General features: G+C 49.8%; 16 protein-coding genes, 2 pseudogenes and 1 other annotated feature. Of the genes and pseudogenes, 9 read left to right on the plus strand and 9 right to left on the minus strand.

Annotation, left to right across the window (positions count from 1 at the left end):
* The first annotated feature begins 229 nt into the window (after positions 1-229).
* Positions 230-494, plus strand: a binding site (T-box leader).
* Positions 495-684: 190 nt separating this feature from the next.
* The 3 genes from asd to ltrA all read left to right on the plus strand — a co-directional run bounded on the left by asd (position 685) and on the right by ltrA (position 4,145).
* Positions 685-1,770, plus strand: coding sequence for an aspartate-semialdehyde dehydrogenase (gene asd / locus ACL02P_RS05545; RefSeq protein ID WP_009225998.1), 1,086 nt, complete (start codon positions 685-687; stop codon positions 1,768-1,770).
* Between the two features lie 31 nt (positions 1,771-1,801).
* On the plus strand, positions 1,802-2,260 hold the full coding sequence (locus ACL02P_RS05550; protein ID WP_260070785.1) for a GNAT family N-acetyltransferase: 459 nt from the start codon (positions 1,802-1,804) through the stop codon (positions 2,258-2,260).
* Between the two features lie 466 nt (positions 2,261-2,726).
* A complete protein-coding gene (ltrA, locus tag ACL02P_RS05555) occupies positions 2,727-4,145 on the plus strand; it encodes a group II intron reverse transcriptase/maturase (RefSeq protein ID WP_036646752.1) in 1,419 nt (472 codons plus the stop codon).
* Positions 4,146-4,247: 102 nt separating this feature from the next.
* Here the strand turns inward: ltrA and ACL02P_RS05560 are convergent, their stop codons facing one another.
* Positions 4,248-4,559 carry a YbjQ family protein gene (locus ACL02P_RS05560; protein WP_323076624.1) on the minus strand — a complete coding sequence of 104 codons (312 nt, stop codon included), beginning with the start codon at positions 4,557-4,559 and terminating at the stop codon, positions 4,248-4,250.
* 99 nt (positions 4,560-4,658) lie between these two features.
* Here ACL02P_RS05560 and ACL02P_RS05565 point away from each other — a divergent pair, with 99 nt between their 5' ends.
* Positions 4,659-5,798: an NAD(P)/FAD-dependent oxidoreductase gene (locus ACL02P_RS05565; protein WP_412836925.1), complete on the plus strand. Its 1,140-nt coding sequence runs from the start codon at positions 4,659-4,661 to the stop codon at positions 5,796-5,798.
* 103 nt (positions 5,799-5,901) lie between these two features.
* Positions 5,902-7,143 carry a serine/threonine transporter SstT gene (sstT, locus tag ACL02P_RS05570; RefSeq protein ID WP_009226002.1) on the plus strand — a complete coding sequence of 414 codons (1,242 nt, stop codon included), beginning with the start codon at positions 5,902-5,904 and terminating at the stop codon, positions 7,141-7,143.
* A 52-nt stretch (positions 7,144-7,195) separates the two neighbouring features.
* On the opposite strand, the gene ACL02P_RS05575 is transcribed toward sstT, so the two are convergent.
* From ACL02P_RS05575 to ACL02P_RS05585, 3 genes are all read right to left on the minus strand, one after another.
* Positions 7,196-7,921, minus strand: a complete 726-nt coding sequence (locus ACL02P_RS05575; RefSeq protein ID WP_412836926.1) for a type II toxin-antitoxin system prevent-host-death family antitoxin — start codon at positions 7,919-7,921, stop codon at positions 7,196-7,198.
* 79 nt (positions 7,922-8,000) lie between these two features.
* Positions 8,001-8,558, minus strand: coding sequence for an NADPH-dependent FMN reductase (locus tag ACL02P_RS05580; protein ID WP_009226004.1), 558 nt, complete (start codon positions 8,556-8,558; stop codon positions 8,001-8,003).
* A 1-nt stretch (position 8,559) separates the two neighbouring features.
* Complete coding sequence (locus ACL02P_RS05585; RefSeq protein WP_260070788.1) at positions 8,560-9,630, minus strand: LLM class flavin-dependent oxidoreductase; 1,071 nt, start codon at positions 9,628-9,630, stop codon at positions 8,560-8,562.
* Positions 9,631-9,761: 131 nt separating this feature from the next.
* Here ACL02P_RS05585 and ACL02P_RS05590 point away from each other — a divergent pair, with 131 nt between their 5' ends.
* Complete coding sequence (locus ACL02P_RS05590; protein ID WP_009226006.1) at positions 9,762-10,115, plus strand: winged helix-turn-helix transcriptional regulator; 354 nt, start codon at positions 9,762-9,764, stop codon at positions 10,113-10,115.
* A 61-nt stretch (positions 10,116-10,176) separates the two neighbouring features.
* Here ACL02P_RS05590 and ACL02P_RS05595 read toward each other — a convergent pair whose 3' ends face one another.
* Positions 10,177-12,336, minus strand: a complete 2,160-nt coding sequence (locus ACL02P_RS05595; RefSeq protein WP_260070789.1) for an alpha-amylase family glycosyl hydrolase — start codon at positions 12,334-12,336, stop codon at positions 10,177-10,179.
* A gap of 473 nt (positions 12,337-12,809) precedes the next feature.
* Between ACL02P_RS05595 and ACL02P_RS05600 the strand changes: the two genes are divergently transcribed.
* Positions 12,810-14,381 (plus strand): carbohydrate-binding protein, encoded by a 1,572-nt coding sequence (locus ACL02P_RS05600; RefSeq protein ID WP_009226008.1) that lies wholly within the window; start codon positions 12,810-12,812, stop codon positions 14,379-14,381.
* A gap of 53 nt (positions 14,382-14,434) precedes the next feature.
* Here ACL02P_RS05600 and ACL02P_RS05605 read toward each other — a convergent pair whose 3' ends face one another.
* Together ACL02P_RS05605 and ACL02P_RS05610 are read right to left on the minus strand one after the other, a co-directional pair.
* Positions 14,435-14,917 carry an N-acetyltransferase family protein gene (locus ACL02P_RS05605; protein WP_412836927.1) on the minus strand — a complete coding sequence of 161 codons (483 nt, stop codon included), beginning with the start codon at positions 14,915-14,917 and terminating at the stop codon, positions 14,435-14,437.
* 98 nt (positions 14,918-15,015) lie between these two features.
* The gene (locus ACL02P_RS05610) at positions 15,016-15,234 is read right to left on the minus strand and encodes a helix-turn-helix domain-containing protein (protein WP_009226010.1); all 219 of its coding nucleotides are present in this window, start codon (positions 15,232-15,234) and stop codon (positions 15,016-15,018) included.
* Positions 15,235-15,376: 142 nt separating this feature from the next.
* Here ACL02P_RS05610 and ACL02P_RS05615 point away from each other — a divergent pair, with 142 nt between their 5' ends.
* Positions 15,377-15,532, plus strand: a complete 156-nt coding sequence (locus ACL02P_RS05615; protein WP_412836928.1) for a DUF6809 family protein — start codon at positions 15,377-15,379, stop codon at positions 15,530-15,532.
* Between the two features lie 68 nt (positions 15,533-15,600).
* Here ACL02P_RS05615 and ACL02P_RS05620 read toward each other — a convergent pair.
* A pseudogene (locus tag ACL02P_RS05620) lies at positions 15,601-16,281 on the minus strand (transposase); the annotation flags it as partial.
* 197 nt (positions 16,282-16,478) lie between these two features.
* Between ACL02P_RS05620 and ACL02P_RS05625 the strand changes: the two are divergent.
* A complete protein-coding gene (locus tag ACL02P_RS05625) occupies positions 16,479-17,627 on the plus strand; it encodes an ISL3 family transposase (protein WP_412837322.1) in 1,149 nt (382 codons plus the stop codon).
* A gap of 126 nt (positions 17,628-17,753) precedes the next feature.
* Here the strand turns inward: ACL02P_RS05625 and ACL02P_RS05630 are convergent.
* A pseudogene (locus tag ACL02P_RS05630) lies at positions 17,754-18,296 on the minus strand (transposase); the annotation flags it as partial.
* Positions 18,297-18,374: the final 78 nt, after the last annotated feature.

Below are 18,374 nucleotides of genomic sequence, written 5' to 3' on the forward strand. Positions count from 1 at the left end.
AAAGTAAAGCCTTGAACCCAGCGGTTCAAGGCTCTTTTTGCGTTCAGCGTGCGCTAAAACTGCAGCACAACCATTTGATGACAGGACCACGGCGGCAGGGTGTAATGGACGCGGCCATTTTCCAGATATTGCGTCATACGGATCGATGAAAAGGACAACTAGGTAAACCTGAAAATTTCTTGAAACCAGTTTACGTTCCGGCAGGAATCTGGTAATATTATCGCAACATGTAAATGCGATGACGAGAAGAGTAAGTAAAGAGAACCTTTCCAGAGAGCTCCGGTACGCTGAGAAGGAGCAAAGCGTGACTTTACTGAAGAAAGCCTCTGAGCAGCACATCGGAACGTGTAAGCGGCGGGATGGTGTGACAGGAGCTCCTGTTATAGAGCTAGGGTATACGCTTGGCAGCGCCAGGCTGTACTTGAAGAGGTTAATATGGCGACATATTAACGAAGCTGGGGTGGTACCGCGAGCATACCAATCTCGCCCCCAAGACGGAAGTCTCGTCTTGGAGGCGGGATTTTTTTAAGATATCAGAAAGTATAAACTTCGGGGCATTGGCATCCTGATATCGCAAGAAAAACTTCCGCTAAACGCGGTCTGTCTACTTTGAATGTACGTCGATAGACGTTTTTCTTATGACGATAATTCCAATACTCACAGGGAAAGGACTGGATGTTAGAAATGGGTCAAAAGTTGAAAGTAGGCATCGTTGGTGGAACAGGAATGGTAGGGCAACGCTTCGTACAGCTGCTGGATCAACATCCTTGGTTTGAGGTTACTGCGATTGCAGCCAGCGCCAATTCCGCAGGCAAAACCTATGAAGAGTCCGTCCAAGGACGTTGGAAAATGGCTACGCCGATGCCTGAAGCCGTGAAATCCATCGTCGTACAGGATGCGGCCAAGGTTGAGGAAGTTACGGCGAACGTGGACTTCGTGTTCTGCGCAGTGGATATGAAGAAGGCGGAAATCCAAGCGTTGGAGGAAGCCTATGCGAAAACCGGCACTCCGGTCATCTCCAATAACTCGGCGCACCGCTGGACACCGGACGTGCCGATGGTGATTCCAGAAGTGAACCCGCAGCATATCGAAGTGATCGCAGCCCAACGCAAACGCCTTGGCACGAACACCGGATTCATTGCTGTGAAGCCAAATTGCTCGATCCAGAGCTATGTGCCGGCGTTAAACGCTTTGCTTGATTTTGAACCGACGACCGTTGTGGCATCGACGTATCAGGCGATTTCCGGGGCAGGTAAGAACTTTACCGATTGGCCGGAAATGCTGGATAACGTGATTCCTTATATCGGCGGCGAGGAAGAGAAGAGCGAGCAGGAGCCGCTACGTATTTGGGGGCATGTGGAGGGCGGACAGATCGTCAAAGCAAGTTCTCCAATTATCACAACTCAGTGCATCCGCGTTCCGGTGACGGACGGTCACTTGGCTACCGTATTCGTATCATTTAAGAAGAAGCCGTCGAAGGAAGAAATCCTGCAGCGCTGGGCGCAATTCAAAGGCCGTCCGCAAGAGCTGGGGCTGCCAAGCGCTCCAAAGCAATTCATCACGTATTTTGAAGAAGAAAATCGTCCACAAACCAAGCTCGATCGCGACATTGAGCAAGGGATGGGGGTTTCCGTCGGACGTCTGCGCGAAGATTCGCTGTACGACTATAAGTTCGTTGGCCTGTCGCACAATACACTGCGCGGAGCCGCAGGCGGTGCGGTGTTGATTGCTGAACTGCTGAAAGCAGAAGGATACATTCAAGCGAAGTAAAGAGAGTTTGTACGGGCAGGGAGGGAGCCGGTTGTTAACCATCAAATTGGATGATTTAAGCGGACCTGAAATCAGAGCATTTATTGGCGAGCATCTAGCGAACATGGCGGAAACCTCTCCACCCGAAAGCATCCACGCGTTAAATATAGACGGATTGAAGCAGCCGGACGTCACGTTCTGGAGCGCTTGGATCGATGGCGAGCTCGCGGGATGCGGTGCACTTAAGGAGCTGAATCGCGAGCACGGTGAGGTCAAATCGATGCGAACCGCTCTGCCGCACCGGGGGAAAGGCGTTGCCAAGCAAGTGCTGGCGCATATTCTTGAAGAAGCCGCGCGGCGCGGTTATCGGCGGATCAGCTTAGAGACGGGTTCGATGGAGGCTTTTGCTCCGGCCCGTAAATTGTACGAAAGCTTTGGGTTTACGTTTTGCGGTCCCTTTGCGGACTATATCGAGGATCCGAACAGCGTATTTATGACTAAATCTTTATAACCAAGATGGACCATCTCAAAAGAAACACAAAAACCCGCATTGTTGCGGGTTTTTGGCTTTTTAGTGTGCCACGCATGGCGATTAACTAGGTGGTGAAAGTCCACTGTGGGGGTTTGTAGTTACCAACCACTAGCCAAGAGCAAGGGTGTCCACCGCGAGGTGGAATCCAAAGGAAGCTGGAGGCAAACTTCCGGCCCAAGGAACACGAACATCATCAGGCATAGGATACGGGATGAGTCTGCTAAACAAGACGAAGTCCAATTAACTACACGGACGTACCAATGTAAATGATGTGGGTATATGGAAGGAAAGTGAATCGTCTTACCGTGGGAGGTCTCATGGACGTGAGGAGATACACTTCGAATCACGGTTGAAACAAGATTTATCATGAGAAGTCAGCAGACGCCATAGTACTGCGAACAGTCGACGGTTCGAGGGAAGGGCTGAACCTTAGGAGGTGAAGTCAATGAAAGTTACCGAAACAGGAGCCAAGGGCAGCCAACTTCCAACGGAAGACTCTCTGCAAAAGAATAGTGCGGAACACGAAGGATATGCGGGAGTGCACAGTCCTGCGAGGATAACCGAAACCGACGACACCAACGCAACCGAGTCGAAGGACCGGTTGCTTGAGAAAATCGTTAGCAGGGACAACTTGAACGAAGCATTCAAGAGAGTCAAAGCGAACAAGGGATCGCACGGAATCGACGGGATGGGAGTAGATGAACTTCTACAATATCTCAGAGACAATGGCGAGACCATCAAGCAACTGATCTTGGGCGGCAAGTACCGCCCGAATCCCGTTCGAAGGGTAGAGATTCCCAAAGAGAACGGAAAGAAGAGAAACCTTGGCATTCCAACAGTGGTTGACCGAGTCATCCAGCAGGCAATCGCCCAAGTGCTTACGCCAATTTATGAGAGGCAGTTTTCAGACAACAGCTACGGATTCCGACCCAAACGGAGCGCACACCACGCGATGAAACGAAGCCAACAATACGTGCAAGAGGGATATCGTTACGTGGTGGATATGGACTTGGAGAAATACTTTGACACCGTCAACCAAAGCAAGCTCATCGAAGTGCTTTCAAGAACGATCAAAGACGGACGAGTGATCTCGCTCATCCATAAGTATCTCCGGGCGGGAGTCGTCGTGAAGCATAAGTTTGAGGACACGGAAATCGGCGTACCGCAGGGAGGGAACCTAAGTCCGATTCTCAGCAATATCATGCTGAATGAATTGGACAAGGAACTGGAAGCAAGAGGACATCGATTCGTGCGATACGCAGACGATATGCTCATATTCTGCCGGAGCAGGAGGAGTGCGGAGCGTACCCTGACGAAAATTCTCCCTTACATCGAGAAGAAGTTGTTTCTCAAGGTAAACCGGGAGAAAACGATCGTGGACGATGCGACAAAAGTTAAATTTCTTGGCTTCTCATTCTACCAGAGCAAAGGGGAAACGCGGGTCAGAATCCATCCCAAATCCGTATCCAAGATGAAAGCTAAAGTGAAAGAGCTAACGTCGAGAAGCAACGGAATGGGCAACACCGACCGGGCGCTGAAGCTTAGGCGTTACATCATGGGATGGGTAAATTATTTCAAGCTTGCTGACATGAAACAACTACTCCAAACCACTGATAAATGGATGAGAAGGCGTATCCGAATGGTCTTCTGGAAGCAATGGAAACGAGTGAGGACGAAACTCGAAAGGCTTATATCGCTCGGAATTCATGAACAGAAGGCGTGGGAATACGCAAACACAAGAAAGGGCTATTGGAGAATCTCCAATAGCCCAATCCTCTCGAAGTCCCTCGGTAACAATAGGCTGAAGAACCTCGGATTCCTTTTCTTTTCTGATTATTATCGACAAGTTACTGCGCATTCCTAATGGAACCGCCGTATACCGAACGGTACGTACGGTGGTGTGGGAGGTCGGCTGCCCAATTAATGGGTAGCCTCCTACCCGATTCCGAGGATAAACGAGAAAGATTTATAAGACGACGGCGGTTCCGCTGACGGATACCATCAGCATGCCTTCGCGAATGACCTCATAATCGATATCGACACCGATAATGGCGTTTGCGCCGAGACGTGCAGCTTGGTCAGACATTTCTGCAAAGGCGGTGTCTCTGGCTTCCTGAAGCTTGTTCTCGTAAGCTCCGGAACGGCCGCCTACGATATCGGTGATCGAAGCTAGAAAATCGCGAACGACGTTAGCGCCCATGATGACTTCTCCGGTAACGATTCCGAGGTAACGTTTTACCGGCGATCCTTCAATGGATGGGGTGGTGGTCATAATCATATGTGAGTCCTCCTTATTTTTAGAGCCATATTGGTTGTTACGCAGGTATGCCATGATGGTTTCAACTTAAACTATAATGGATGCAAGGGAGGCTATAACGTGAAAAAGATGATTGTAATCGGCTCCGGGATTCTCGGTGCCTCAACAGCATATCAGTTAGCGAAGCTGGGAGCCGAGGTGACGGTCGTTGACCGCGGGATACCGGGACAAGCGACCGACGCTGCGGCCGGAATTATTTGTCCGTGGATCTCGCAACGGCGAAATAAAGCTTGGTATAGCTTGGCCAAATCAGGCGCGCATTATTACGAGTCCCTGATCAAGGAACTGGAGGCGGAAGGAGAGCGCGATACGGGTTATGCTCGCGTGGGAGCACTTCGCCTCCATCGGGAACGCGAAAAGCTTGTTGCCTTGGAGAAGCTGGCGGTGGAGCGTAGACGAGAAGCCCCGGAGATGGGCGAGATTCGATTGCTCGAACCGGACGAAGTGAAGCGGCGGTTCCCGCCGCTGGATGAGGGGTTCTACGCTCTGTATGTGAGCGGTGCCGCCCGCGTCGACGGACGTGCGCTCCGCGAATCGCTCCTGAGGGCAGCGGTTCGGCATGGGGCGGTGTTGGTCCGCGGCGAGGCTTCGCTTTTGCATGACGGCTCGGCCGTGGCTGGCGTGCGTGTTGGCACGGAAGAGATTGGCGCCGATGCGGTTGCCGTTTGCGCCGGGGCATGGGCGCGTCAACTACTCACTCCGCTGGGCTTGGACTTCCAGGTGACTTACCAGAAAGCCCAGATCGTTCATTTGGCGCTGCCAGACGCTGCAACCGAGCGTTGGCCTGTCGTGATGCCGCCGGGAGATCAGTACATCCTGGCGTTCGACGACAGCCGGATCGTGATTGGCGCAACACACGAAAACGATCCGCCCGGCTATGACACCCGCGTGACGGCGGGCGGCTTGCAAGAGGTGATCAACAAGGCGCTGACGGTGGCGCCGGGACTAGCGGACGGCGGCTTTTTGAAAGCGAGAGTTGGGTTTCGTCCGTTCACACCGGGATTTCTCCCGGTCTTCGGAGCGTTGCCTGGATGGAAGGGGATCTATGCGGCTAACGGTCTAGGGTCTTCGGGATTAACGATGGGACCGTATATCGGCGCGCAGCTGGCCCAAATCATGTTAGGACGAGAGACGGAAATCCAATTGGAGAACTACCGTCTTGAGCTGGCCATTGCTCCCGCAACTGCTAACAATCTGTGAAAAGTATTGCACAAATGTTTCCACCAGGAGGACAGATGTCCGTAATGCGTGGTATACTATCGCTATGCATTGATGCGACATCCTAAACATACGGGGGAGAAACATGAAGGCAATCATACTGAAATGGAATGAAATGAGTCTTGTGAAGCGAATTCTTGTAGGCTTGGTGGTGGGGATCCTCCTGGCGTTGATCGTACCACAAGCCAGCGGCATCGCGCTTCTGGGAACGCTGTTCGTATCCGCATTAAAGGCTGTGGCGCCAGTTCTGGTGCTGCTGCTGGTGATGGCCGCGATCGCGAACCATCAAAAAGGGCGGCAAACGAACATGAAGTCGATTCTTGTGTTGTACGGAATCAGTACGTTTTTGGCTGGAGCAAGCGCCGTGGCCGCCTGTTTCCTATTTCCAGTCAGCTTGTCCTTGGCAGGGGCAACCGAAGGCTTAACTCCGCCAGGAGGAATCGTCGAAGTTCTTAAAGGGCTGCTGCTAAATGTGGTGGATAATCCAGTTAATGCCTTGATGAATGCCAATTATATCGGCATTTTGGCTTGGGCGATCCTGCTTGGTTTAGCGTTGAAAGGCGCGGGAGATCAGACCAAAAGCCTGCTCACGCAAGCCTCCGACGCCGTTTCGCAAATCGTCAAGTGGGTAATTCAATTGGCACCGTTCGGGATTCTGGGGCTCGTGTTTGAGTCCATTACGGTAAGCGGACTTGACTCGTTGCTGGATTACGGGAAGCTGTTAGTTGTCTTGGTGGGTTGCATGCTGTTTATCGCGTTGATCGTCAATCCGCTGATCGTCTACATCAATATTCGCCGTAATCCGTATCCGCTCGTGTTCACTTGTTTGAAAGAGAGTGGAATCACGGCGTTCTTCACCCGCAGCTCGGCGGCGAATATCCCTGTGAATATGCGTCTCAGCGAAAAATTGGGACTGAATAAGGATACTTATTCGGTATCCATCCCATTGGGAGCGACGATCAATATGGCGGGTGCGGCGGTTACGATTTCGGTCCTGACGCTGGCGGCCGTCAACACATTAGGCATCCAGGTGGATTTCGGTACGGCGGTGATCCTCAGCGTATTGTCGGCGATCTCCGCAGCTGGCGCTTCCGGTGTGGCCGGCGGTTCGTTGTTGCTGATTCCTCTGGCATGCAGCTTGTTCGGAATTTCGAATGACATCGCGATGCAAGTTGTAGGGGTAGGTTTTATTATCGGGGTCGTGCAGGATTCATGCGAAACGGCGCTGAATTCTTCCTCCGACGTGCTGTTTACAGCTACAGCAGAGTATGCCAAGAAACGCAAGGAAGAGGCGCTTCCGCTGGCAAACACGGCAAGCCTGGATTAAATATCAATAAAGGCTGGCGATGACTCGTCAGCCTTTTTCATGCGCTTTAAATTTACGCAAACAAATCCGGGATCAAGACTTGCAAGCCTGGGTAGAGCTGCGAAGTCACCTGCACATCCCCCGTATTCGAAAATACGGTCATATCCGTAATGTCGCCGTCTGCTAGTGAGTAGACCATCACGATTTTTTTCATCGGATCTACAATCCAGTATTCCTTAACTCCACATACGCTATACAAGTCCAGCTTCTTGATCATGTCCTTACTCCGCGTGGAAGGGGACAACACTTCAACGACCAGTTGGGGAGTTCCCATATATTTACCGTTGGCGTCGATTCGATCTTTATCGCAAATGACCACGAGATCGGGTTGTACGACACAAATGTTATTCTCCTCTTTCTCCAACGTGATATCCAATGGGGAGGTTAGAGGCGTACATGGCTTGCCTTTAAACCAAGTATAAAACGTGCCATGGAGTTCAGTTACGGCTAGTTGATAATTGAAAGAGGGAGAGGCAAGATTATACACGACACCATCGATCAATTCGTAACGTTGTTCCGATGTCTCCGTCAGCTCAAGGAAATCTTGGTAAGATACCCATTCTCCTCCGGCGTGATAGCTCGCTGCTCTCTCCCTCAGTACAGACTCACTTGCTTCGGCGATCGCGTTTAATTTAGCTACGTCCTTCCCGTTTCGTGTAACGATAATTTCCTCGCCAACTTCCGCAAACTTTAAATATTTACCGAAATTGTTCTGCATGTCCGTTGAAGATACCCGCATGATCTTCACCTCGAATTAGCTAATGTTTAGTATTATATTAGCTAATTCAGCGTCGGTAATCAATACAAGTTAGCTATATTTACTCGACATAAGTAACCTCTCGGATTTGTGCATAGGTTTCCGCCAACATCAGGGTATCCTCGGCTAAACGCTCAATCCGGAATTTAACGTCGTCGTTCACAATCTCTTTGCGGTAGAAATCTTGTTCCTCGATAAACACATAGTTCTGCACTAATTGTGCCTTCAAATAAGTTAGTATCGGTTTAAGTTGCTGTTCAGGAACGAGGAAGTGGCGGGAAGAGCCTGCGGTAGCCACGATACTGACCACCTTGTCTTTAAGAGCATATTGCGGAAGCAGATCGAAAATGTTCTTTAGCGTTCCCGGAATCGAAGCCTGGAATATCGGAGTTCCGATGACTAGGACGTCGGTGTCCATGATCGCTCTCGTGATCATTCCAGTATCGCCTTCATAATCCAAGAAGTTACGACCGTCGCTAAATTGAACTTGATACTCAGCCAGATCGATCAGCGTCGTTTCCGTACCGGGGTACTTGTCCGCTATCGTTTTAAGTGTGTAATCAACGGCTGTTCTGGTTTTGGAGCCTACGATGGTGCCTGATAATCCTACGACTTTCATCTTATTTACCTCCTTCGGATTTTTTCGTGTATTTGCGGATGGCTGGCAAGATTTCCGTGCCGATCAGTTCGAGGTTCCGTTTGATCTGATCAAACGGCATACCGCCAAAATCGATTTGGGCGACATAACGCTGATGTCCGAACAATTCATGTTGATACAGGATTTTCTCGATGATCTGTTGAGGGCTGCCGGCATTGATGATGTGATGCGGGTCGCCGCCTTGCATGAAGAGTTGCCGATGGAAGCCTTGTCCATTCGTTTTCTTCATGCCCTCGTTGATGTAAGGATACAGCTCCTGTAGTGCCTGTTGCGAGGTTTCGGCTGCGTAGAAAAAGCCTGCAGTGGCGATGGGCAGCTCGTCCGGGTTGTGTCCCGCCTCTCTGGCGGCTTCCCGATACATATCCACCGTCCGTTTAAAGGCGGAAGCAGGACCACCCAAATGCGCCATTACCATCGGAACGCCGGCGTAACCGGCTTTAATCGCGCTGGCCGGACTTCCCCCAACCGCTCGCCAAATCGGCAGGGAGCCGCTTTGCGGACGAGGGATGATCTTGGCATTTCGTAATGGGGCGCGAAACTCTCCGCTCCAGTTGACGATCTGTTGTTCATTGATCAACCGCAGAAGATCGAATTTCTCTTCGAATAATTCCTCGTAATCGTGAACATCGTAACCTAACAAATCAAATAGTCCAACTCTGGAGGCGCGCCCTGCCACGATTTCTACCCGGCCGCCCGAGATGAGGTCGATCGTGGAAAAATCTTCATACACGCGCACCGGATCCGAAGTGCTAATGATGGTGGAGGTGCTGCCGAGCTTGATTTTGCTCGTGGCTTGAGCAATAGCGGCAAGCACCACTGTGTGCGCTTGGGTTGCGAAATATTCCTGGTGGCTTTCTCCGACACTGAAAAAGTCCAGTCCCGCTTGCTCAGCAAGCTTGGCGTACTCGATGATTTGCCGAATTCGTTCTTGGGCTGAAATTCGTTGTCCATTATTCGGATCGGGCAAATGATCGCCCAAGGTGTATATGCCAAACTCCAGGCCTTTGCTGGGATCAATACGGTATTGGTTCACGAAAATTCACCCCTTGTTTTTTGGTGATGTAGATGTTGTCTATGCACTAATTATAATTTGCTTACGAAAATATAGTAAGTACGCACTTTTTAGTGGTATAGTTACTTATAAGAAACCAAGGAGGTTGTGCTATGGAGAAGATACCTGAGCTTTGTCGCGTCGGTGACGCTTTGGAAATTTTGGTGGGAAAGTGGAAGCCGGTGATTTTGTTGGTGTTACTGCAAGAAGGCACGAAAAGATTCAGCGACTTAAAGCGCAAGCTGCCAGACATTTCACAAAAAATGCTGACTCAGAAGCTGCGTGAATTGGAGGAAGAGGGAATCATCGAACGGATCGTCTATCCCGAGGTTCCGCCCCGTGTAGAGTATTCGATTACGGAGTGTGGAAGAAGTCTGGAGCCGCTTCTAGACGCAATGCACAGTTGGGGGGTAAGCCATGTGCAGCGGAAGGAGGAGAACCATCGGCAGGTAATTGAAGAGAAATAAATGAGCAGATAAAGAACGAGCAGCCAAGGAATGATCCAAGGCTGCTCGTTTTCAATGCTTCTTATGGCTGCCAGTTGACCTCAACCGTGCCGACACCGCTCGTTGGCGTTGTGAAGCTGTGGTTCGCGCCGCCTTCCCAGGTCACGGCTGTCCCGTTCTTTTTAATAAACTTGAACTCCAAGGTTGTTCCGGCTGGCACGCTAACATCGTAGTACCAGGTCGGATACGTCCTGATGATCTGATTAAAGAACGGACCCATCGCTTTGTTCGGATCCCAGTTGCCAAGTTCGGCGATGTTGCCTGTAAGGTAGACATTTTCGCCTAATTGTGTGTTGGCATTGTTGATGATGAAACGGACCGAGACTTGATCCCCTGTCAGCAGGTTAAAGCTGCTGTAGCTGTTGCTGTCTACGGAGGAAGCGCTGCGGACTTTGATGTTATATTGCCCTGGGGTGATTGCCGGAACCGTCACTTGGATCTGGGAATCTTCCCACTGCAAAATCTGGCTGCCGGTGACTGCCGTCGTGCCAAAGAAGACCGTCCCTTTCGTACTGCCAAAGCCTCGGCCATCAATCGTCAGCGTCGTGCCTGCTTTGCCCAGGTCCGTTCCGATATTGCCAATCACCGGTGCGGACTCGTTCGCTGCAAATTGCCATACGGCGACGGCCCCTGCAGGCAGGTTAAAGGCGGAGACGGCTCCCGTGGAACTTACCGTAATACTGCCGCCGTTAAGCAGTCCGCTCAACTCGTCTGCGTAAGTACCGGCCGGAAGGGAGGTCTGCAAGCCGGTGATCGAGGTGGCGTTGGTTGTGCTGCGGTTAATTGCGACTAGCGCTACGCTGCTGCCGAACTTACGCTCGAAGATAAATACATCATTATTGATCCAGCGTTCCTGCGTACTTCCATATGCCAGTGCCGGATTCGATTTGCGAAGCGGTGCCAGCTTGCCGATGACCTGATAGGCGGTGGTTGAAGTTGAAAATCCACTCATAAAACCACGGTTGGCCGGATCCCCGTTACCCGTCATATATTGCTCCGTCCCGTAATAGATGGCCGGAACGCCGCGTGACATCAGCGTGAAGGCCAACGCTTGCTCCAAGCGACGGTCATTATTACCCAGCTTAAAACGATCCATATCATGGTTGTCGATAAACGTGACTTGGTCATGAATATGTTTGTAGTTAGCTGCTGTTGTGGTTAGCATGTTATTTAAACCGTACATATTATCTGAATTGTCGCGGAAGACCTGCCGGACCTTTTGCCCAAATTGGAAGTCGAGCAGACTCATCCCGGATTCATTGGCGAATCGGATGTTGTTCGGATCATTTTCGCCAACGCCAAGGAACCATTCCCCAAAGGTAAACACCGGTTTATACCCTGCGATCGAAGCGACCCAGTTTTTCTGCCAGCCCTCCGGCATATGCTTCACCGCATCCACCCGGATGCCATCGATCCCCATATTCAGCCAGAGCTTAATCGCGTCCTTGAAGTAAGTATCCGTTACGTTGTTGTGGTGATTGATGTCGGCCAGATCATAAAGATTCCGATAGATGCCATCCTCGAGCGAGGAGAAATTCGTGCCCTGATTATGATGGAAAATTCCGTTGGTGTCCCCCGTGTACCCAGCGATCAGGTTGCCATTATCGTACAGCCGACCGTTCTCGGCGAAGGAAGGTTGTGTCTCCGAAGCAGGGGAGGTGTGGTTAGGTGCGAAATCAATAATGATCTTGATATTGTGGGCATGTGCCGTGTTGATGAGCTCCTGAAAATCGCTCATGCTGCCAAACGCCGGATTCGTCCGTTTGAAGTCGCGAGCCCAATACCCGTGATAGGATGTGCTGTTGACACCGGAGTAGTCGATGACGCTGTAAATATTTTCGACCGGTTGAGAGATCCATAAAGCGCTTACACCCATTCCGGCAAAATAACCCTCGTTAATCTTGTTAATGATTCCCCGCCAGTCTCCCCCGCAATAAAGCTTCAGATTCGTACAGCCGGGAGAATAGGCCGCGCCGGATGGATTGTTGGAAGGATCTCCATCCGCGAAGCGGTCGGTCACGATTTGATAGATTACATCGGTTGAGAAGCCCTGTTTGTTAAGAACCGACGTATCGGGAGCGGCGCTTACCGTAGGTACGGCGATTGAGGGGATGAGCCATGCTGTAAAGAGACAGGTGGAAGCAAGCAGTGTGATAATAGATTTTTTTAAAAACGGTTTCATAGATCAAACCACCTTTCCAGCTTATTCTACTGTTCTGAACATAGACATCATTTGAACTTCAAGCCAACCGCTGTAGGATCGTTCGGTTCCTCCTTTCCCGCCGCTACAAAACAAAAAACCCCGCAATCTTCAACGGAAGATTACGGGGTTGTTCCTGATAGGGAGGATCAGGAAAGCAGCGCCCTCAAATTGTGGGATCAACTACCATCCTTATGTCATCATAGATGGCAAAATAAGGATGTAATTTCATATTATATCAAGGCGCCAAAACTGTCAAATCCTAGGTTTTCTCTCTTATTTTCCTCGTTTCGCCGCAATCCTCAAAGTCTTAAGTCTATTCATTCTCAAAATCTATAAAAAATATACAAAATCTAGCAGGAAATATGGATGAATATGTTAAATAAGATATCTATTGCAATCTCACATTTTATGGTATTTGGGAGATTGACGATTCAAGCGAAGGAGGAAGATTTATGGTTCAGGCCAGATTTTTATGGAGGACAAAGATTTGGTTGCTTGCCTTAGCTCTCGTAGTTCCGCTGCTTTCAATCTTAGCGTATGTTGACGGCAAGCAGGTTGGAGCAGCAGGAGAGCGAATACTCGTAGGATATTGGCATAATTTCGATAACGGTTCTACGAATATTCGGCTGCGGGATGTTTCACCGGATTTTGATGTCATTCAGGTTGCGTTCGCTGAACCGATTGGAGGACCCACCAGCGGGAATATGGCATTTACGCCGTATAATGCTTCCGTCAACGACTTCAAGGCGGATATCCGTGAGCTGCAAGGGAAGGGCAAAAAGGTCCTCATTTCCGTGGGCGGCGCCAATGGAACCGTGGACCTGTCTACGGAGCAAGCGCGGCAAACTTTTGTTCAGACGATGAAGAGTATTATCGATACTTACGGTTTTAACGGGCTGGACATTGATCTTGAAGGAAGCTCTTTATCCTTAAACGGGGGAGATGTGGATTTTCGAAATCCGACGACGCCGAGAATCCTGAATTTGATTTCCGCTGTACGTGAAATTTTGAACAGCTATGGTCCGGACTTCATGTTAACCATGGCGCCGGAGACGGCTTATGTTCAGGGCGGTTATGTAGCCTATGGCGGTCCTTGGGGCGCTTATCTGCCGGTCATTTACGCCGTCCGGGATCAACTGGATTATCTCCATGTGCAGCATTATAACTCCGGTCCGATGACCGCTCTAGACGGCAGGACTTACGTTCAAGGTACGGCAGACTTCCAAGTGGCTATGGCTGAAATGTTGCTGCAAGGATTTAATGTCGGCGGTAATGCGAACTATAAGTTTCCGGCTCTTCGCCCGGACCAACTGCTCATCGGCCTTCCGGCGACGCAAGCGGCGGCGGGGGGAGGTTATACGACGCCAGCTAATGTACACAAGGCATTGGATTACCTGATTAAAGGCCAATCGTTTGGCGGAAGCTATACCTTACGTCAACCGCAAGGTTATCCCGGCTTTAAAGGGTTGATGACCTGGTCGATCAACTGGGACAAGGCGGCGAACTTTGAATTTTCTCGGTCTCATCGTGCGTATTTAGACAATTTGGGGACGAACCCAGGGCCAGGTCCAGATCCGGACCCCAATCCAACTCCCGACACAACGCCGCCAACCGCCCCAACTCAGCTTCGGGTCACCGCGGTTACGCCAAACAGTATTACTCTGGAGTGGGCGGCTTCCACTGATAATGTGGGCGTTGTTGGTTATACCATCTCCTATGGTTCCAGCAGCGTGAATGCGACGAATACCACGGCAACCATTAGCGGATTGTCACCGAACACGACGTATATTTTTACCGTCACAGCGAAAGATGCTGCCGGCAACGTCTCCTCAGGAGCTATTGTCCAAGGGACAACCGCGCCGTCCGACTCTCCGGGCGAAGCCCAACCTTGGCAACCTTGGGTATCCTATAACGTCAACGACCAAGTATCCTACAACGGAAGCATTTATATCTGCATTCAAGCCCATACGTCTCTTCCGGGATGGGAGCCTGCGAATGTGCCTGCTTTGTGGAAGTTGAAATAAGGGAGCAAGAGAAACCCACGTCTTGGATTAAGGCGTGGGTTTCGTTTTTGGATCTATATCAAATCAAGTTTCATTGTCCAGGAGGTTCCGGAGATCCCAAAGTAGGTAAAGCCTAATTTCTGATAGAGTTCCACGGCAGGAGTATTGGTTGGGTCAACGCTTAGGGACAGCGAACGGTATCCGTCAAGCGCTGCTTGCTTGATGATTTCATTCATTAAAATCCTCCCGATTCCCATCCCTCGAAAATCCGGATGTATAGCGATCCCGAGTTCCGGCGTCTCGTTATCGACGTAGCCATACCCTGGATTCGTTTCGTCGAACAGTCTATACCATACCGCCCCCGCAAGTTGATCGTCCTTCACGGCGACGAAAGCTCGGTCTCCTTTTCGCCCCCAACCTTCGTGATACTTCTTCAGATGCGGCGCATTCAATAGCTCATCCTTCGGCGGCTTCCCCTGAGGGATATGAATCGACTCGTAGTGCATATCCGTGAAGAAATCGAACTCATGGGGTTGCAGCGGTCTGATTGTAATCATGGGTTCACCTCGGGGTGTGGGTTTGGTAATACAGGCTCAAAAATCTCTTGCGTAAGTGCAGCATCAGAGTATTAAAAGCGGTATTCACGAGTACATAGTTATTTTTCATTAGAACGCTTTGAGTTGTTTGTTTGACCCAGAATGTAATCAATACTAACGTTGTAGAAATTGGCTAACTTAATCAATACAGAGCTCGGAACATCCAAGTTCCCGTTTTCGTACCGCGAATAGGTTGCTTGTGAAATGTTTAAATGCTCAGCTAATTGCTGCTGTGTCAAATCTCTATCTACTCTTAAATCCCTTATCCTCTTATACATTCATATATCACCCATGCTAAGTTTACTCTATGCGAAAATTGCATATTGAGATTTATGCATTTTTCGCATAAAATCTATTCATATACCAAATATTTCAAAGGAGATTGATTATAGTAACTTCGCACTTGAAGGGGAGAGAGGTATGAAAAGTATTGTAGAAGAGATATTCTACGGCAACTTGAGACCTGAAGAACGAATTGTTCCTAGAGATCCCGACTATCGACCACTAAATAGAGTGTTTTGCATAATTCCGTTTCAGAGAAGAAGCGATAGCATATTCACTGTCGTTAAGGGGTAATTTTCGAAAATGGTATTATATGGATGAAGAAAAGGGCAGACTTGCAGAATTTTAGAACAGCTCGTTTTTTAAGCGGCAGCCCGTTTTGAATGATGAGAAACGGCGAGCGCAGATGCAAGCAGAACAATGGCATTCAAATACTGGTGAGTTGTGACTTTCTGAATGCCCCGGACATGTGCGGCGTCTGCCGTCAAATAGGTTTTCAATCGGGAGTTGCAGCGTTCTACGCTGGTTCGTTCATTGTAAAGTTCCTTCCAACGCTTTGTATCCCGATGAGGGATGCTGTATCGCCGGAGATCATCCTTCGCATTTACTTTGACGACCATTCCATAGTTTGAAGACGAGCAGGCAGCCATGCCAAGCGGACAGTCGACTTTACCCGTGGCATGCGGGCAGCGAAATTTATGCATATCGCCGTCAACTCCCCAGTATGTCATCGCATAACCCATGGAACAGCACGGTGTTCCGTTCGAGGTCATGCCAGCAGGCGGTTCCTTCTCCCCCCGAAGATTAAGGGGAATGATGGCTTGTGCCTTGACGTTGCGGGCGGCCTCATAAACTTTCATTTGGTCGTAGCCCGCATCGAGTATGAAAAATCGTGTGCTCGTCCTGGACGCTGTTTTCTCGATCAGGCCCGGCGCCATTTCTCCATCATTGACATGCGCCGGCGTTACTTCCAAGGCGATCGGCAATTCACTTTTCGTATCGACCGCCAGATGAATTTTGTAACCAAACCATGTGATTTTATTGCGCTTCCTCGCTATAGTTCATGGCTAATGTCTGCTTAATAGAAATTTAGTCAATACTGCTCTGTAAGATGATTAATAGGGCGGGATGACTAGTGTGGACTACATTAAGCAGTAGTGACAATATGATTTCAGAGATGTTCAAAGTGGCGTTACAGTTGGAAGAACCATGGAAATTGACGCATGTTGAGTTTGACGATATGGATCAAGCTTGGCACCTGTTTATCGACTTTGCACGAGGAGCAACCTTCGCTTGTCCCTTATGCGGGATCGCTTGTAAAGCATATGACTCCGAGAAGAAGACCTGGCGACACTTGGACTTCTGGAATTGGAAAACATATATGCACGCCAGAATGCCACGAGTAAAATGCAAGGCGTGTAACAAGATAACGCAAGTATCGGTGAAGTGGGCCAGACCGCTTTCTCATTTCACTTTGCTCTTTGAAGCATGGGCGATGCGATTGATGGCGGAAATGCCCGTCAATGCGGCAGCCCGTGAGCTGAGAGAACATGACACACGGATGTGGCGCATCTTCCATCACTACGTCGATAAAGCGATGGCAGAGCTTGATATATCCAAGGTGAAACGGATTGCGATTGACGAGACGTCATCTAGGCGAGGGCACCGCTACATTACCCTGTTTGTTGATGTTGATCGCAAAACCGTGCTGTTTGCAACTGAAGGCAAAGGAATGGATACGTTGGAGCGCTTTAAGTCGTATCTGACAACAAAAGGTGCTGCCGCGCAGCAGATTGAAGAAGTATGCTGCGATATGTCACCCGCCTTTATTCGAGGGATTGAGGAATATTTCCCTGATGCCGAGATCACCTTTGACAAATTTCATGTGATGAAGCTGGTGGGCGAAGCCCTAGATGAGGTTCGAATTCAAGAGCAGAAGCAAATGCCAGAACTGAAGCGAACGAAATACATCTGGTTGAAGAACGAAGCAAACCTCAAAGCGGAGCAGAAAGAAACCTTACTGCGCCTAAAGGACAGCAACCTGCAGACTGGGCGGGCTTACCGTCTTAAGCTGGCCTTACAGGATCTCTGGACTACCCCGCATATTTTGGCGGATGTGTATTTGCGGGAATGGATCGGCTGGGCCACTCGATCAAAGCTCTCGCCCATGATTAGCTTAGCCAAGACGATCAAGCAACATGAGGAAGGCATATTACGCTGGTTCCACAGCAAGATGACGAACGGTTTGCTCGAAGGTATTAATAGTCTGGTGCAAGCAGCCAAACGGCGAGCCAGAGGTTACCGCAACGTAGAAAATCTGATCGCCATGGTCTACATGACCGCGAATAAGCTCCGACTTCCAACGCTCGGAGCACGCCGAGCTCAATAACCCTTACCGCCTTAATACCACGCTTCAGAGATTGAAACAGCGGTCAAGTGCTCTTCATGAGGGCTGTTTCAATCTCTGAAATTCTCTTAGAGGCGGAAGGGTTATAAAACTAATATTTGCGCCTCTACCCACCCAGTAGAGCGAAGAGCCTTTATTGCCGAAGGAATCAATTTTTGCGCCCCAGTTCGCATTACCCGTTTGCTCGCTTTTGCGTTTGGGCTGCTTTTTCTCGTAAGCGCGGAGAGCGGCGCTGTCTATGGCGACGTTACTGCCTTCTATGATACCTTCCTGCTGACAGCGTGTGACCAAATCCTCAAAAAGCCGTTTTGCCAAGTCCTTTCTCGTCAGTTCTGAGAAAACTCGGCTTAATGTGGATATGGAAGGAGCTTCTCGATCCAGCGGAAGACCACACTGATAACGAAACCGGAGATCCGTATCCAAACGCTTATGCAACCCTGAAAAGGTACTTATTCCTTCAAGCGGCGCAGCCAAGAGTGCTCGTAGAATACCTTGTCTGCAGTATCCCTCAGCGCCTCGGGGTGAACGGCTTCTCAGTTCCTTGGCATACGGTCTCAGATCGAGAGAACTGAAGAAGATCGGCAATCTCTCCTTGGGTTGAATTTTTAAAAGTTCTTCGAAGGAAAACAGACATTCTTGGAGAATATACAAAGTGACTTCCTCCATCCTTGAGGTTTTTGGGTTTAGTCACTTGAAAACTTCTCCAAGTTGGGGTGAAGTCCCTTTTTT

This window comes from Paenibacillus sp. MB22_1, from assembly GCF_047200555.1.
Lineage (GTDB): Bacteria > Bacillota > Bacilli > Paenibacillales > Paenibacillaceae > Fontibacillus > Fontibacillus phoenicis.